Below are 15,010 nucleotides of genomic sequence, written 5' to 3'. Positions count from 1 at the left end.
CACCCGACGAGAGAAAGGTTCAGAAGAAGACGGTCCCGTGGTGCCGGTCCACGTCGTCCCGCTCCTTCCCCCGGAACGTCGCCAGCCGCCGCACGAGCTGGTCGCGCAGGTCGCCCGCCGGCAGGAGTTCGTCGACCTGCATCGTCGCCGCCTGCTTGCGGATGTCGACGTACTGCTCGAACTCGGCCTTCGCCGACTCGAGGAAGGCCGCCCGCGTCTCGCCGTCCATCTCCTCGAGCTGGCGGCCGAACAGGGCGTGGACGGCGGCGTCCGGTCCCATCACGGATATCTCGGCCGACGGGAGCGCGAGCGTGGCGTCCGGGCCGAACGAGGGGCCGGCCATCGCGTAGATGCCCGCACCGTAGGCCTTGCGGGTGATGACGCAGAACTTCGGGACCTGTGCGTTCGAGGTGGCGTAGATGAACTTCCGGCCCTTCCGCAGCACGCCCTCCTTCTCGACCTGCGAGCCGATCATGTAGCCCGGCGTGTCGCAGAGGTAGACCAGCGGGATGTTGTAGGCGTCGCAGGTCCAGACGAAGCCGGCGCCCTTGTCGGCCGAGTCGGGGAAGATGGCGCCGGAGACGTGGTCGGGCTGGTTGGCGACGATGCCCACGACCTCACCGTCGATGCGGGCCAGTCCCGTCACCAGTTCGGGCGCGAACTCGGGCTTGAGTTCGAGGAAGCTCTCGCGGTCGACGACCCGGTCGATGACCTCGTGGACGTCGTAGGCCCTGTTTGGCTCCTCGGGGATGACGGCGTCGAGGCCCTTCGGATTCTTCGCCGGGGGCTTCGGGGTGGTCGCGGGCGGGTCGTGCCGGTAGTTCTGCGGGAGCAGGCCGAGCAGTTCGCGGACGGTCTCGGTGGCCGCCTGTTCGTCGGGGACGACCACGTCGGCGCTGCCGGAGTGCTTGGCGTGGACCTCCGGGCCGCCGAGGCCCTGCATGTCGATCTGCTCGCCGGTCATCGCGCCGACGATGCGGGGCGAGGCGATGGCCATCCCGGCGATGTCCTCCACCATGACGAGGAAGTCACAGAAGACGGGCGTGTAGGCACTCCCGGCCACGTTCGGGCCGTAGAGGACGCCGATCTGGGGGACCTTCCCGGAGAGCCGACACTGGTTGTAGAACATCTTGCCCCCGCGGTAGCGGTCCATGTGGGTGTCGCCGGGCTCGCGCTCCTCGGCGTTGAGGCGGGCCCCCGTGGAGTCGACGAGCCGCAACATGGGGATGCCGAGGTCCATCGCGCGCTCCTGGATGCGGATGACCTTCTCGACGCCCATCTGCCCGAGCGACCCCGCCTTGACGGTGTAGTCGTTGGCGGTGAACGCAACCTTCCGGCCGTCGACGATGCCCACGCCCGTGAGGAGCCCGTCGGCCGGGAGTTCGTCGTCCTCGCCGTAACGGGCGAAGGTGCCGTCCTCGTAGGCGATCTCGTCGAAGATGGCGTCGAGTCGCTCGCGGACGAACAGCTTCCCGAGGTCCTCGATCTTCTCGTGGCCGCGCGGGGGGCCGCCCGAGAGGATGGTCTCGATCTCCTCACGCAGTTCCTCCTCTCGGTCCGTGACGACGCTCCCCTCCTCGTCCCAGTCCTCGCCGGCGTTCGCGAGTTCCCGGCCGTCACGGGACTTCAGTTCCACGGTCGTCCCGAGGTGCTCCGCGATGGCCGTCGCGATGGCCTGTGCCACCTCCTCGTCGGCGTCGTCGATGTGTATCTCCATGGTTGCGACTGCCCCGTGAAACTCGGTCGGAGTTGAGAGTTTCCACGGGCTGTATGGGTCGTGATACCTCAGCACTTCACAAATAGTTGTGGGTGGCCCCCAGCCGTGCCGATGCCCCGTCGAGGGGCTCTCCTCTCGAGGATCGCGCGCGAGGCCGGAGAGCCCCGCGAACGGGTGGGTATCCTGTGCGCTGTCGACGTACATCTCCACACCCGTGGTAACGAGTTCCGTCCATCGACGGCCCTTTTACGTTGTAAGGTGGTCGGCCAGTTCCGGTAAACGGCGTAAGAAGAGGTGTGTTTTTACGTGTAGAACCGTAGGGCGCGGGTATGGACTTCGAGCTGTCCGAGGAGCAGAAACAACTGCAGAAGATGCTCCGCGAGTTCGCGGAGGAGGAGATCAAGCCGGTCGCCACCGAGTACGACGTGGAGGAGAAGTACCCCCACGAGATCATGGACAAGGCGGCCGAGAACGGACTGCTCGGCGCCGGCATCCCCCTCGAGTACGGTGGGGCCGGCTACGACACCCTCGACACCTCCATCATGGTGGAGGAGATGTTCGCGGCGGACCCGGGCATCGGGTTCTGCCTGACCGCCTCGGCGTTCGGCAGCGAGGCCATCGTGGAGTACGGAACCGAGGAGCAGAAAGAGGAGTACCTCCCGCCCATCGCCGAGGGCGAGGCCGTCATGGGGGCGGCCATCTCCGAGCCGGACACCGGCTCCGACGTCTCCTCGGTCTCCACCAGCGCCGAGAAGGACGGCGACGAGTGGGTCGTCAACGGCAACAAGATGTGGATCTCGAACGGGACCGTCGGCGACTACTTCGTCGTCCTCTGTCAGACCGACCCGGAGGCCGAGGGCCGCTACAACGGCTTCAGCCAGATTCTCGTCGAGTCCGACCGTGATGGGTTCAAGGCCGACAAAATCACCGGCAAGCTCGGCATCCGCGCCAGCGACACGGCGGAGCTTATCTTCGACGACGTCCGCGTCCCCGAGGAGAACCTCGTCGGCACGCGCGGGATGGGATTCCTCCAGCAGATGCAGTTCTTCGACGAGACCCGCACGGGCGTCGCCGCACAGGCCGTCGGTATCGCCCGCGGGGCCGCCGAGCGCGCACTCGAGTACAGCCAGCAGCGTGAGCAGTTCGGCCGCCCAATCGGCGAGTTCCAGGCCATCCAGCACAAGCTCTCGGAGATGTTCACCGACATCGAGGCCGCCCGCATGCTGACCTACAAGTCCGCGTGGTCGGTCTCGAACAAGGACGAGCAGCTGACGACGCTCGCCTCGATGGCCAAGGAGTACGCCTCCCGCGTGGCCGTCGACGTGGCGAACGAGGCGGTCCAGATCCACGGTGGCTCGGGCTACGTCAACGACTTCGACGTCGAGCGGTTCTACCGCGACGCCAAGATCACCCAGATCTACGAGGGCACCACCGAGATCCAGAAGAACATCATCGCTCGGGAGCTGCAGGGTAAGGGCTTCTAAGACCATCTTTTTGCGCTCGGGTCCACGCGCTGCGCTCGCGAACCGCTCGCGCAAAAACGTGGGTGAAAACGGCGCCGCTCGCTCCGCTCGCAGCGGGTGGGGCCCCTCGACGACTCCGCACCGACGCCGCCCGCATCACCTATCCCTCCCCCGCGCTAACGTCTCCACATGAGCGACTGGACCGACAAGATCGTCGGCGCACGCATGGCCGTCGACGGCACGTTCGCCCCCGAGGTCGACGCCTCGGGGTTCTCCCGGCAGGAGTGGGGACTCGTGATGACCTCCGTCGAGTTCGAGATCGAGGGCGCCGAGGACCCCGAGACCGCACGGCTGGTGGCCAACAGCGACAACCTCGAGGCGGTCGTGCCGGAGCTGAAGCGCGTCGCCGAGATGCAGAACCAGATGCAAGGCGGCGGGAGAAGTAACTCGGGGGGAGGCATCCTCGACAACGTGAAGTCCGCGCTCGGCCTCGGTAACGGAACCGGGAACGACCAGGGTGTCGACGAGCAACGGCTCGCCGAGGCCCGGTCGCTGACCCAGCGCTACGCCGAGGAACTCCAGTCACACCTCGAACAGAAGGGACGGTGGGCGGACATCTGTGCGGCGGCCGAGGCCCAGTCCGACGACTAGTCGCGACTATTCGATGGTCCGCTCCGGGGGCTCGGCGTCGACCAGTTCCAGCGGTCGCTCCCGGCCACTCCGGTCGTAGACGTAGACGGAGTCCCGGTCGTAGGGCGGGATGGCGACGATGAGTACCTGGTGGAAGGTGTCGGTCTGCCTGAGTCGCGGGTCGCCGTCCGGATGGGTCAGGAACCGGCCCGCGGCCTTCGGCGTCGCGAGGTCCATCCCGAACACCGCCGAGACCGACCCACCGGTCTCCGGCAGGTAGAAGTCGGTGAGGATCTGCGTCTCGGGAGCCAGCGGCGCCCAGTCGCCCGCCGGTGTCGCGGCGAGCGCGACGCTCAGCGAGTCCGGGTCACGGTCCGAGGCGAGCTCGAGCAGGGCGTCGACCAGCCCACGGGTCGCGTACACCACAGGCGTCGTACGGGTCCCAGGGGGATAACTCCGGGCGCTCCCGGTCGGCTGGGGCCGGCACCGGCCCGCGTCAGGAGAGGGCGCCCTTGAGCGTCTTGAGGTAGAGCTTCGGCGCACGAGCGCGGGACCCGGCCAGCGCCTTGCGGATGGCCTCGTTCGTATCGTCGGTGACGCCCTCACCGTGGCCGACCAGCAGGTGCGACACGTCCAGTCTCCCGAGTTGCTTGGGCGGGAACAGGCGGAGCGCCGGGTGGACCCCCACGCGCTCGCCTGGGGCGCAGTAGTAGTCGACCGTCCCGAACGCCTCGGGCGTGAACAGGACCTCGGCCTCGGGGTCGTAGAGCGCCGCCTCCTGCCAGAACGGGTTGTCGATGAGCCGCCTCACCTCGAAGCCGGCGACGGTGTCGCCGAGTCGCTCGACGGGGGCGTCGAGTTTCGAGGCGACCCCGGACATCCACGACGGGATGTGGACGGCCACGTCGTGGCGGTTCGCGACCGCCGCGGCGTCGCGCTTGTGTCGATCGAGGAGGACGAGGACGCCCGCCACCTCCCCCAGCTCGGCCAACCACTCGTCCAGTCCGGGGACGTCGACGGGGTCGGCGACGTACACCGCGTCTGCCTCGTCCGCCTCGTCGGCGGGTTCGACGAACGCGTGGCTCGCCCGTTGCATCTCCTCGTCCGGGTGCGCGATCCAGCCGGCACCGCCGTTCCAGCGGTCGATCTCGTTGACCGCGCCCGCCCCGGAAGATTTCATCGGCATACCCGTTTGGACGCGCGCTCGGTGCATAAACCCCGGCGAGGGGGCAAGTCCGCGGGGAAGGCGACACCGACGAACGGTTTTGTGCCGGCGCGTCGAACGGGGGGTATGCTCTCGTCGCTCTCGTGGCTCGCGCTCGAGGTGAAGTACCTCGACCCGGCCGTCGAGTTCTACACGACGCAGCTCGACCTGCCGGTGCGCGAACGGACCGAGACCGAGGCCCGACTCGGCGCCGGTGACACCGACCTCGTCCTCCGGACGCCCTCGGGCGTGCCGCGTGGGGGCCTCCACACCCACTACGCGTTCTCCATCCCTGGGGCCGGGTACGACGACTGGTTCGAGCGACTCGCGGCCGACTTCGACCTCCACGAGGAGCGGTTCGGCCCCGTCCGGTCGCTCTACTTCTACGACACCGAGGGGAACTGCGTGGAGCTGATGGGGAGCGACGACGCGGGCGAGGGCGTGACGGGCCTCGTCGAGGTGGTCCTCGAGGTAGAGGACCTCGACCGTGCGGTGTCGTTCTACGGGTCGCTCGGGATGGAGACGGTCGACGTCGGCGAGAACCGGACACGCGTGCGGCTCACGGCCGGCCCGTTCGACTTCGAACTCTGGGAGCCGCACCTCGGCCTCGCGGACGCGCGCGGTGGCGTCCACGTCGACCTCGGGTTCGGGGTCGAGTCGGTCGAGGACTGCGTGGCCGCGGTTGCGGACGAGGGCCTGTCGGTCGAGCGCCGTGACGGGTGGGCGCGGGTCCGCGACCCGGACGGCCACTACCTGACGTTCCGCGAGTGAGTCCGATTCGAGTGACCGTCTGGCGGGCGTGACCCCCGCCGAGTGTGGAGTTATGCCGTCGTCTCCCGACCGGGCCGTGTCATGTGCGCACAGACGACCGGTGGCGAGAAGTACGACGTGATGCTGGGGGAACTCGGGGCGCGACTGGACGTCGCTCGGGGGGAGAACGAGGCGAACGTGGCCATCGTGGAGCACACGTTGCCCCCGCACACACTCGCGGCACCGCTCCACCGACACAGCCGGGAGGACGAGATATCCTACGTCCTCGAGGGAGAGATGACGGTCCTCGCCGACGGCGAACTGGCCACGGTGCCGGCGGGCGAGTCGGTGGTGAAGGGACGGGACGTGTGGCACACGTTCTGGTCGAGCGACGAGCCGCTCCGGTTCCTCGAGATCATCGTGCCAGGTGAGTTCTCCGAGTTCTTCGAGGAGGTCTCGCACGTCTCGCCGCTCGACCCGAGTGACGAGGGGAAGGTGGCGGAGTTCCTCGCCATCGGCGAGCGGTACGGGTTCGAGGCCGACCTCGGGAGCATCCCGCAGCTCTGCGAGGAACACGGCCTCCGGATGTAGGACTGGCTCCACACCCACGATTTTGTACGTCGACGCCGAACGGAGAGCGATGAGCGACGACCACGACGCGGACGAGCCGCCGAGGTACCGCCACATCCACTCGGCAGACGCGCCGGACGCCCCGAGTCGGACGACACACAAGTACGAGATCGACCGGGCGGTGGGCGCCACCGAGTTCGGGTTCAACCGCTACGTCGCCGAGCCCGGCCAGCGCATCCCGTGGGGGCGACACTACCACCCGGACCACGAGGAGGCGTTCTACGTCGTGAGCGGGGCGGTGGAGTTCACCGTCGGCCCGCTGGACGACGCGGAGACGGTCCGCGTGGCCGCCGGCGAGGTGCTCTACGTGCCGCCGAACACGACACAGGAGGCCGTCGCGGTGGGGGACGAACCGCTGGAGCTGCTGGCCGTCGGTGCCCCCAAGGCGACGGACGACGCGGTCATCGAGGAGGAGTGTCCCGCGTGTGGCGCGGTGACCGGCCGGACCTTCGAGGTGGCCGACGAGGGGGCCACCTACGTGCTGTTCTGCGAGGCCTGCGGCGAGGAGGTGGACCGACTGGTCTCCGGCCCGGCCGGGTAACCCCGGCTCAGAGCCGGTCGGTGTCGATCTCGACGCCCGGCGGGGAGACGACGAGGAACCCGCGGAAGTGCATCAGTTCCCCGCCCATGTCCCGGACGTCACGGGCGAAGCCGGCGGCGAGTTCGTTCAGGTCGCCGTCGACGTTCAGGACGAGGACGTTCCCGTCGGCGATGTGCTCTACCCACGTCTCGGGCGCCTCGCTGCCGTCGAGGACCCCCAGCACCACGCGGCCGCCGCCACCCCCCTCCTCCGGGGCGTCGAGTTCGCCTTCGGCGGTCTGGAGGTCGAGGTCGAGGCCACCACGATTTCGACTCTCGTCGTCGCTCATACCCGCAGCGTTCGCGTGGGTGGGCAAAAACGTGGCTCATCGTGGCGACCCGTGGCCCGGTCGACGACGTGGTCGACCGACTTCTCGCATGGCGAGCGAACTGGACAGCCGTTGCGCGCGCCAGCGTCAGCCCCGTCCCGAACTGCCCGAACGACCACTCCAAGACCATTATAAACTCCGCCAGCGCCGGTGACGACATTATACGATATAAGGGGATGCGTAACTCTACCACCGCGTTGATGTCGGGCGGTTTTCGTCGCCGCGCGCGCTGTGCCGGCGCTCGTGCGGCCGGTAAGAACCGGCCCCAGCGGTGGGTTTAAGTAGAATCCGTGAACAGGGACGGGTAGCCATGAAAGGCAACAACGAGGTTTCGTCGCAATCTGCGGCGGGTCGAGTTCTTCCAGGGAACGCTCGACAACACTTCTGAAATCGACGAAGCACGAATTTTCGACACCACGCTGCGCGACGGTGAGCAGTCGCCCCGGACCAGTTTCTCGTACGACGACAAGCGAGAGATAGCCGCGGTACTCGACGAGATGGGCACCCACGTCATCGAGGCGGGGTTCCCGGTCAACTCGGACGCGGAGTTCGAGGCCGTCAGCGACATCGCCGCCGCGACACGAACCACGGTCTGCGGGCTGGCCCGCGTGGTCGACAAGGACGTGGAGGCCGCGCTCGACTCGGGCGTGGAGATGGTCCACGTGTTCTGTTCGACCAGCGACGTCCAGCTCGAGGACTCCATGCACGCCTCCCGCGAGGAGGCGGTCGAGCGCTCGGTGGCCGCCATCGAGCGCGTGAAGGAGGCGGGAGCGACCTGTATGTTCTCGCCGATGGACGCCACCCGGACCGACGAGCAGTTCCTGCTCGAGGTCGTGGAGGCCGCCGGCGAGGCCGGCACCGACTGGGTGAACATCCCCGACACCTGTGGGGTCGCGACCCCGACGAGGTTCGGCGACCTCGTGGAGAAGGTGAACACCGCGGCCGGCGAGGGCACCTACGTCGACGTCCACACCCACGACGACTTCGGGCTGGCGAGCGCGAACGCGCTGGCCGGCTTCGAACACGGCGCCCACCAGGCGCAGGTCTCGGTGAACGGCATCGGCGAGCGGGCGGGCAACGCCGCCTACGAGGAGGTCGTGATGGCCGTCGAGTCGCTGTACGGCATCGACACGGGCATCGACACGACCCGCATCGTGGAGCTCTCCCGCATCGTCGAGGAGAAGTCCGACATCCCCGTCCCGGCGAACAAGCCGGTCGTCGGGGCCAACGCCTTCTCCCACGAGTCGGGCATCCACGCCGCCGGCGTCATCGAGAACTCCGACACGTTCGAACCCGGCGTCATGACCCCGGAGATGGTCGGCGCCAAGCGCGAACTCGTACTGGGCAAGCACACCGGCCAGCACTCCGTCCGCGAGCGACTGGAGGACGCCGGCTACGCGCCCACCGACGACGAGGTACGGGAGGTGACCCGCCGCGTGAAGGACTACGGCGCGGAGAAACAGCAGGTCACCATGTCCGTCCTCAAGCAGTTCGCCAACGAGGTCGGCGTTCGCCGCGAGGAGGTCCGGGTCTAGGCCGTGACCTCCCCGTCACGCCCGCCGCACGAGCGGTCGCACACCGACACGGCCAGCCGTCGCCACGCGACAGGTAACACCTGCCAGACCGGTAAGGTTGATTACGCAGGCGTGCAGACGGCCGGACGTGAGACGGCACGTCGACTCCGGGCCCGAGGCGGCACGGAGCGACGCGGCCGTGATTCGTGCGGTGGTCGGTATCGTACGGGCCCGTTAGGCCCGCACACCACTTTCTCCCCGACGGTTCGCACCGCAGACGAGTACACAGACACGACAATGACACGACAGCATCGGTACCGGTATCGACACGGAGGTAACGCATGAGCGGCGACGGCGCCACACCGGTCTCCCCGAACACGGAGACCGACCGCGGCGACGACGCTGCGGAACACGACGAGACGGACCGCACCGAGGTCCAGACGGGTGCGAGCGCGGTCATCCGCGCACTCGAGAACGCTGGCGTCCGCTACGCGTTCGGCGTCCAGGGTGGGGCCATCATGCCCGTCTACGACGCGCTCTACGACTCGGCGATCGACCACATCACGATGGCCCACGAGCAGGGGGCCGTCCACGCGGCCACGGCCTACGGCACCGTCACGGGCGACCCCGGCGTGTGCATGGCCACCTCGGGGCCGGGGGCGACGAACCTCGTCACCGGCATCGCGGACGCCAACATGGACTCGGAGCCGCTCCTCGCGCTGACCGGACAGGTCCCCACGGACTTCGTCGGCAACGACGCGTTCCAGGAGACGGACACGGTCGGCGTCACGCGCCCCATCACGAAGGCGAACTACTTCTCGAGTTCGCCGGACACGGTGGGTGGCGACGTCAGCGAGGCGTTCGGCCTCGCGAAGATGGGCCGGCAGGGACCGACGCTGGTCGACCTGCCGAAGGACGTGACGCAGGGTGAGACGGACGCCGACCCCGGCGGCCCGACGACGCCGGGCACGTACAACCCCGCTGAGGAGGCTGACCAGGCGGCCGTCGAGCGGGCGGCCGAGCGGTTCGCGCAGGCCGAGCGGCCGGTCATCCTCGCCGGTGGCGGCGTGATGAAGGCCGACGCCTGCGAGCAGCTCTACGAGTTCGCCACGGAGTTCGAGGTGCCGGTCGTCACGACGATGCCGGCCATCGGCGCGTTCCCGGAGGACCACGAGCTCTCGCTCTCGTGGGCCGGGATGCACGGCACCGGCTACGCGAACATGGCCATCACGATGACCGACTGCATGCTGGCGGTCGGGACGCGCTTCGACGACCGTCTGACCGGCGGCATCGACACGTTCGCGCCCGACGCCGACATCATCCACGCGGACATCGACCCCGCGGAGATCTCGAAGAACGTCCACGCCGACTACCCGCTGGTGGGTGACGCGAAGGCGGTCTTCGAGCAGTTCCACGCGGCGATGCCGCAGGCCCCGGAGGCCGACGAGTGGCTGGAACAGGTCGCCCAGTGGAAGGACGAGTACCCGATGGACTACGAGATGGACGAGGACGGCCCCATCAAGCCGCAGTTCGTCGTCGAGGTCGTCGACGCGGCCACGGCCGACGACACCATCGTCACCACGGGCGTCGGCCAGCACCAGATGTGGGCCTCCCAGTACTGGACCTACACGAAGCCCCGGACGTGGGTGTCGAGCCACGGGCTGGGGACGATGGGCTACGGCCTGCCCGCGGCCATCGGCGCGCGCATCGCCGCGGACGACGACCAGCAGGTCGTCTGTTTCGACGGCGACGGCTCGTTCCTGATGACCTGTCAGGAGCTCTCGGTCGCGGTCCGCGAGGAACTGGACATCACCGTGTTCGTCCTCAACAACGCCGCTATCGGGATGGTGCGGCAGTGGCAGGACGCCTTCTACGAGCAGCGCCGGATGGCCTCGGAGTACCCGTGGATGCCGGCGTTCGACAAGCTCGCCGAGGCGTTCGGTGCCCGCGGCTTCCGCATCGAGAGCTACGACGAGGTCGAGGAGACCGTCCAGGAGGCGCTCGACTACGAGGGGCCGAGCATCGTGGACGTGTTCATCGACCCCGAGGAGAACGTCTACCCGATGGTCCCGAGCGGCGGGGATAACGGGCTGTTCGCCCTGTCGGAGGACCAGCTATGAGCGGGCTGCAGGGTCCGGACCCGAACGAGCGCGCTCGGCCACAGGGCAAGCGCAACGAACAGGGGTTCCGCATCGACCCCGAGGCGGCGGCCGAACCGGAGACCCGACGGACGGTCATCTCCGCGCTGGTGGAGAACGAACCCGGCGTGCTGGCGAAGGTGTCGGGGCTGTTCAGCCGCCGGCAGTTCAACATCGAGTCGCTCACGGTCGGTACCACCGAGGACGAGGAGCTCTCGCGAATCACGCTCGTCGTCGAGGAGTCCGACCCCGGCATCGAGCAGGTCGAGAAACAGCTGGCGAAGGTCATCCCGGTCATCTCGGTGCGGGAACTGGCCGACGACGCGGTCCAGCGCGAACTCGTCATCCTGAAGGTCAACGGCGGGAGCCAGCCGGACAAGGTGCAGGCCGTGACCGAGATGTACGACGGGACGACGCTGGACGCCGGGCCGCGGACCATCACGGTCCAGATCACCGGCGACGAGCAGAAGATAAACGACGCCATCGACGCCTTCCGGCAGTTCGGCATCCGGGAGATCGCCCGGACCGGGCAGGCGGCGCTGGCACGCGGGGAGCGCTGGACGGCCGCCACCGAGGGGTCGCAGGCGACCGAGGGGGCGAAGGGGACCTACGCAGACGATGACTGAGGAAGACACTCCGGACGAGTTCACCACGACCGTCCACTACGACGAGGACGCCGACGTATCGCCGCTGGAATCGAAGACGGTCGCCGTGCTGGGCTACGGCTCGCAGGGCCACGCCCACGCGCTGAACCTCCACGAGTCGGGCATCGACGTCGTCGTCGGCCTGCGCGAGAGCAGTTCCTCGCGCTCCGCGGCCGAGGCCGAGGGGTTGCGTGTCGAGACGCCCCGCGAGGCCGCCGCCGAGGCCGACCTCGTGAGCGTGCTCGTCCCGGACACCGTCCAGCCGCGGGTCTACGAGGAGATCCGCGACGTGATGGAGGCGGGCGACACGCTGCAGTTCGCCCACGGGTTCAACATCCACTACGGCCAGATCGAGCCGAGCGATGACGTGAACGTCACGATGGTCGCGCCGAAGTCGCCGGGCCACCTCGTCCGCCGGAACTACGAGAACGGCGAGGGGACCCCCGGCCTGCTCGCGGTCTACCAGGACTCGACCGGTGAGGCCCACGACATCGGGCTGGCGTACGCGAAGGCCATCGGCTGCACCCGCGCGGGCGTCGTCGAGACGACGTTCCGAGAGGAGACCGAGACCGACCTGTTCGGCGAGCAGGCCGTCCTCTGTGGCGGCGTCACCTCGCTCGTCAAGCAGGGCTACGAGACGCTCGTGGACGCGGGCTACTCCCCGGAGATGGCCTACTTCGAGTGTCTGAACGAGCTCAAGCTCATCGTCGACCTGATGTACGAGGGTGGGCTGGGCGAGATGTGGCACTCGGTCTCGGACACGGCCGAGTTCGGCGGGCTGACCCGCGGCGACCGCATCGTCGACGAGCACGCCCGCGAGAACATGGAGCAGGTGTTAGAGGAGGTCCAGGACGGGACCTTCGCCCGCGAGTGGATCACCGAGAACCAGGCGGGTCGGCCGAGCTACAAGCAACTGAAGCACCGCGAGGAGAACCACGAGATAGAGGAGGTCGGCGAGAACCTCCGTGCGCTGTTCTCGTGGGGCGAGGGAGCGGACCAGGAGAAAGAGGCAGCGGAGACACCGGCAGATGACTGAGCACGACGAGACACAGACGGACGAGGAGCAGTACCGCCCGACGCTGGGCGAGACGAGCCACACCAACCCGTTCACGGGCGAGGTGTTCGGGAGCACGCAGACCTACGACCGTGGCAAGACCGTGGCCGCGGACGGGGGCGAGGCCGACGCCGTCCCCGAGGAGCCCGACTCGGACGACGACGACGGCGAGGTACTGCGAGACATCGACCACACCCCGCCGGAGGGTGCGGAGTCCGCCAACGCCGTCCACGCCCGCGGGGGCGAGGCGGGTGGCGTCCGAGACGAGACCGAAGAATGAGCCGAGGGACGCTCTACGACAAGGTGTGGGACCGCCACAAGGTCACCACGCTGCCGAACGGGCAGGACCAGCTGTTCGTCGGGCTGCACCTCATCCACGAGGTGACGAGTCCGCAGGCGTTCGGGATGCTCCGCGAGCGCGACATCGAGGTGGCGCGCCCGGACCTGACCCACGCGACCGTGGACCACATCGTCCCGACCGACGACCAGTCCCGGCCGCTCGGTGACGACGCGGCCGAGGAGATGATGGCCGAACTGGAGGCGAACGTCCGCGAGGCGGGCATCCAGTTCGACGACCCCACGACTGGCAACCAGGGCATCGTCCACGTCATCGGGCCGGAACAGGGTATCACCCAGCCCGGCACGACCATCGTCTGTGGCGACAGCCACACCTCCACCCACGGCGCGTTCGGCGCGCTGGCGTTCGGTATCGGTACCTCGCAGATCCGCGACGTGCTGGCGACCCAGACCGTCGCGATGGAGAAGAAGCAGGTCCGGAAGATCGAGGTCACCGGCGAACTCGGCGAGGGTGTCGGGGCCAAGGACGTCGTCCTGACCATCATCCGTGAACTCGGCACCGACGGCGGCGTCGGCTACGTCTACGAGTACGCCGGCGAGGCCATCGAGAGCCTCGGGATGGAGGGCCGGATGTCCATCTGCAACATGTCCATCGAGGGCGGTGCGCGTGCGGGCTACGTGAACCCGGACGAGACCACCTACGAGTGGCTCCGCGACACCGACGAGTTCCGCGACGACCCGGAGAAGTTCGAGCGGCTGAAGCCGTACTGGGAGTCCATCGCGAGCGACGCGGACGCCGAGTACGACGACGTGGTCACCATCGACGGCTCGGCCATCGAACCGGTCGTCACGTGGGGGACCACGCCCGGACAGGGTATCGGTATCACCGAGCCCATCCCGGACCCCGAGAGCCTGCCCGCGGACAAGGTCGAGACCGCCCGTCGGGCGCAGGAACACATGCGGGTCTCGCCCGGCGAGACGATGGAGGGGTACGACGTGGACGTGGCCTTCCTCGGCTCGTGTACGAACGCCCGACTGGCCGACCTCCGCGACGCCGCGGAGGTCGTCGAGGGCCGCGAGGTCCACGACTCCGTGCGGGCGATGGTCGTCCCCGGCAGCCAGCGCGTGAAGGCCGCCGCCGAAGCGGAAGGCCTCGACGAGGTGTTCCGCGAGGCGGGCTTCGACTGGCGCGGTGCCGGCTGTTCGATGTGTCTCGGGATGAACGCCGACCAGCTGGAGGGCGACGAGGCGTGTGCCTCCTCGTCCAACCGGAACTTCGTCGGTCGGCAGGGGAGCAAGGACGGCCGCACGGTCCTGATGTCACCGAAGATGGTGGCCGCCGCGGCCGTCACCGGCGAGGTCACGGACGTGCGTGAACTGCCGAAGCGGGAGGTGGAGGCGTAATGGCCCACGAGGTCGAGATCCCGAGCGTCGAGCACGTCTCCGGCACGGGCATCCCCGTTCGCGGGAACGACATCGACACGGACCAGATCATCCCCGCGCGGTTCATGAAGGTCGTCACGTTCGACGGCCTCGGGGAGTTCGCGTTCTTCGACCTGCGGTTCGACGACGAGGACGAGGAGAAGGACCACCCGTTCAACGAAACCCAGTACCAGGACGCGAACGTGCTCGTCGTCAACGCCAACTTCGGCTGTGGTTCCTCTCGCGAGCACGCCCCGCAGGCGCTGATGCGCTGGGGCATCGACGCCGTCGTCGGCGAGTCGTTCGCCGAGATCTTCGCGGGCAACTGCCTCGCGCTGGGCATCCCTACGGTCACCGCCGACCAGGCGACCATCGAGGCCATCCAGGACTGGGTGGTGGCGAACCCGGACGGCGACATCGACGTCGACGTCGCCGCGGAGACGGTCACCTACGGCGACACCACGGTCGACGTCGACGTGGACGAGGCCCAGCGCAAGGCGCTCGTCGAGGGCATCTGGGACACGACGGCGCTGATGAAGGCAAACGAGAACGCCATCGCGGAGACGGCGGCGAACCTGCCGTACGTCGGGAGCGACTGAGCGGCCGACCCAACCTTTATTCTCGCCGAAAGACACGTCT

The 15,010-nt window shown here is 68.4% G+C and carries 16 protein-coding genes; 12 read left to right on the top strand and 4 right to left on the bottom strand.

Annotated features, from left to right (window positions below):
* Positions 1-19: 19 nt before the first annotated feature.
* Positions 20-1,717, bottom strand: coding sequence for an acyl-CoA carboxylase subunit beta (locus tag N0B31_RS08460; protein ID WP_260643429.1), 1,698 nt, complete (start codon positions 1,715-1,717; stop codon positions 20-22).
* A gap of 329 nt (positions 1,718-2,046) precedes the next feature.
* On the opposite strand from N0B31_RS08460, the gene N0B31_RS08455 reads away from it, so the two are divergent.
* Positions 2,047-3,201 (top strand): acyl-CoA dehydrogenase family protein, encoded by a 1,155-nt coding sequence (locus tag N0B31_RS08455; protein WP_260643428.1) that lies wholly within the window; start codon positions 2,047-2,049, stop codon positions 3,199-3,201.
* Positions 3,202-3,369: 168 nt separating this feature from the next.
* A complete protein-coding gene (locus N0B31_RS08450; protein WP_260643427.1) occupies positions 3,370-3,831 on the top strand; it encodes a DUF5799 family protein in 462 nt (153 codons plus the stop codon).
* A 6-nt stretch (positions 3,832-3,837) separates the two neighbouring features.
* On the opposite strand, the gene N0B31_RS08445 is transcribed toward N0B31_RS08450, so the two are convergent.
* Together N0B31_RS08445 and N0B31_RS08440 are read right to left on the bottom strand one after the other, a co-directional pair.
* Positions 3,838-4,236, bottom strand: coding sequence for a JAB/MPN domain protein-containing protein (locus tag N0B31_RS08445; RefSeq protein WP_260643426.1), 399 nt, complete (start codon positions 4,234-4,236; stop codon positions 3,838-3,840).
* Between the two features lie 70 nt (positions 4,237-4,306).
* Positions 4,307-4,996, bottom strand: a complete 690-nt coding sequence (locus N0B31_RS08440; protein ID WP_260643425.1) for a hypothetical protein — start codon at positions 4,994-4,996, stop codon at positions 4,307-4,309.
* A gap of 105 nt (positions 4,997-5,101) precedes the next feature.
* Here N0B31_RS08440 and N0B31_RS08435 point away from each other — a divergent pair, with 105 nt between their 5' ends.
* From N0B31_RS08435 to N0B31_RS08425, 3 genes are all read left to right on the top strand, one after another.
* The gene (locus N0B31_RS08435; protein WP_260643424.1) at positions 5,102-5,785 is read left to right on the top strand and encodes a VOC family protein; all 684 of its coding nucleotides are present in this window, start codon (positions 5,102-5,104) and stop codon (positions 5,783-5,785) included.
* Positions 5,786-5,866: 81 nt separating this feature from the next.
* Positions 5,867-6,355 (top strand): cupin domain-containing protein, encoded by a 489-nt coding sequence (locus N0B31_RS08430; RefSeq protein WP_260643423.1) that lies wholly within the window; start codon positions 5,867-5,869, stop codon positions 6,353-6,355.
* A 49-nt stretch (positions 6,356-6,404) separates the two neighbouring features.
* On the top strand, positions 6,405-6,935 hold the full coding sequence (locus N0B31_RS08425; RefSeq protein WP_260643422.1) for a cupin domain-containing protein: 531 nt from the start codon (positions 6,405-6,407) through the stop codon (positions 6,933-6,935).
* A gap of 7 nt (positions 6,936-6,942) precedes the next feature.
* Here N0B31_RS08425 and N0B31_RS08420 read toward each other — a convergent pair whose 3' ends face one another.
* The gene (locus N0B31_RS08420) at positions 6,943-7,263 is read right to left on the bottom strand and encodes a DUF5779 family protein (RefSeq protein ID WP_260643421.1); all 321 of its coding nucleotides are present in this window, start codon (positions 7,261-7,263) and stop codon (positions 6,943-6,945) included.
* Between the two features lie 380 nt (positions 7,264-7,643).
* Here N0B31_RS08420 and N0B31_RS08415 point away from each other — a divergent pair, with 380 nt between their 5' ends.
* From N0B31_RS08415 to leuD, 7 genes are all read left to right on the top strand, one after another.
* The gene (locus N0B31_RS08415) at positions 7,644-8,837 is read left to right on the top strand and encodes a LeuA family protein (protein ID WP_260643966.1); all 1,194 of its coding nucleotides are present in this window, start codon (positions 7,644-7,646) and stop codon (positions 8,835-8,837) included.
* A gap of 320 nt (positions 8,838-9,157) precedes the next feature.
* The gene (gene ilvB / locus N0B31_RS08410; RefSeq protein ID WP_260643420.1) at positions 9,158-10,936 is read left to right on the top strand and encodes a biosynthetic-type acetolactate synthase large subunit; all 1,779 of its coding nucleotides are present in this window, start codon (positions 9,158-9,160) and stop codon (positions 10,934-10,936) included.
* Positions 10,933-11,580, top strand: coding sequence for an acetolactate synthase small subunit (gene ilvN / locus N0B31_RS08405; RefSeq protein ID WP_260643419.1), 648 nt, complete (start codon positions 10,933-10,935; stop codon positions 11,578-11,580). Before ilvB ends, ilvN begins: the two co-directional genes overlap by 4 nt.
* Positions 11,573-12,634, top strand: a complete 1,062-nt coding sequence (ilvC, locus tag N0B31_RS08400; protein WP_260643418.1) for a ketol-acid reductoisomerase — start codon at positions 11,573-11,575, stop codon at positions 12,632-12,634. The genes ilvN and ilvC overlap by 8 nt, the downstream gene beginning before the upstream one ends.
* Positions 12,627-12,932, top strand: a complete 306-nt coding sequence (locus N0B31_RS08395; RefSeq protein ID WP_260643417.1) for a DUF7989 family protein — start codon at positions 12,627-12,629, stop codon at positions 12,930-12,932. The genes ilvC and N0B31_RS08395 overlap by 8 nt, the downstream gene beginning before the upstream one ends.
* Entirely contained in the window at positions 12,929-14,353 is a 1,425-nt protein-coding gene (gene leuC, locus N0B31_RS08390; protein ID WP_260643416.1) for a 3-isopropylmalate dehydratase large subunit, read from the top strand. Before N0B31_RS08395 ends, leuC begins: the two co-directional genes overlap by 4 nt.
* Positions 14,353-14,970 carry a 3-isopropylmalate dehydratase small subunit gene (gene leuD, locus N0B31_RS08385; protein WP_260643415.1) on the top strand — a complete coding sequence of 206 codons (618 nt, stop codon included), beginning with the start codon at positions 14,353-14,355 and terminating at the stop codon, positions 14,968-14,970. The genes leuC and leuD overlap by 1 nt, the downstream gene beginning before the upstream one ends.
* The last annotated feature ends 40 nt before the right edge of the window (positions 14,971-15,010 follow it).

This window comes from Salinirubellus salinus, from assembly GCF_025231485.1.
Taxonomy (GTDB): Archaea; Halobacteriota; Halobacteria; order Halobacteriales; family Haloarculaceae; genus Salinirubellus; species Salinirubellus salinus.
Note: the sequence above shows the minus strand (reverse complement) of the source record. Positions and strands in the feature narration are given on the sequence as shown.

Bases quoted from the DNA above. Each gene is read 5' to 3' on its own strand.
- N0B31_RS08425 (WP_260643422.1), top strand. From the start codon at position 6,405: ATGAGCGACGACCACGACGCGGACGAGCCGCCGAGGTACCGCCACATC.
- N0B31_RS08435 (WP_260643424.1), top strand. From the start codon at position 5,102: ATGCTCTCGTCGCTCTCGTGGCTCGCGCTCGAGGTGAAGTACCTCGAC.
- N0B31_RS08420 (WP_260643421.1), bottom strand. From the start codon at position 7,263: ATGAGCGACGACGAGAGTCGAAATCGTGGTGGCCTCGACCTCGACCTC.
- ilvC (WP_260643418.1), top strand. From the start codon at position 11,573: ATGACTGAGGAAGACACTCCGGACGAGTTCACCACGACCGTCCACTAC.
- N0B31_RS08455 (WP_260643428.1), top strand. From the start codon at position 2,047: ATGGACTTCGAGCTGTCCGAGGAGCAGAAACAACTGCAGAAGATGCTC.
- N0B31_RS08430 (WP_260643423.1), top strand. From the start codon at position 5,867: ATGTGCGCACAGACGACCGGTGGCGAGAAGTACGACGTGATGCTGGGG.
- N0B31_RS08395 (WP_260643417.1), top strand. From the start codon at position 12,627: ATGACTGAGCACGACGAGACACAGACGGACGAGGAGCAGTACCGCCCG.
- ilvB (WP_260643420.1), top strand. From the start codon at position 9,158: ATGAGCGGCGACGGCGCCACACCGGTCTCCCCGAACACGGAGACCGAC.
- leuC (WP_260643416.1), top strand. From the start codon at position 12,929: ATGAGCCGAGGGACGCTCTACGACAAGGTGTGGGACCGCCACAAGGTC.
- leuD (WP_260643415.1), top strand. From the start codon at position 14,353: ATGGCCCACGAGGTCGAGATCCCGAGCGTCGAGCACGTCTCCGGCACG.
- N0B31_RS08460 (WP_260643429.1), bottom strand. From the start codon at position 1,717: ATGGAGATACACATCGACGACGCCGACGAGGAGGTGGCACAGGCCATC.
- N0B31_RS08440 (WP_260643425.1), bottom strand. From the start codon at position 4,996: ATGCCGATGAAATCTTCCGGGGCGGGCGCGGTCAACGAGATCGACCGC.
- ilvN (WP_260643419.1), top strand. From the start codon at position 10,933: ATGAGCGGGCTGCAGGGTCCGGACCCGAACGAGCGCGCTCGGCCACAG.
- N0B31_RS08450 (WP_260643427.1), top strand. From the start codon at position 3,370: ATGAGCGACTGGACCGACAAGATCGTCGGCGCACGCATGGCCGTCGAC.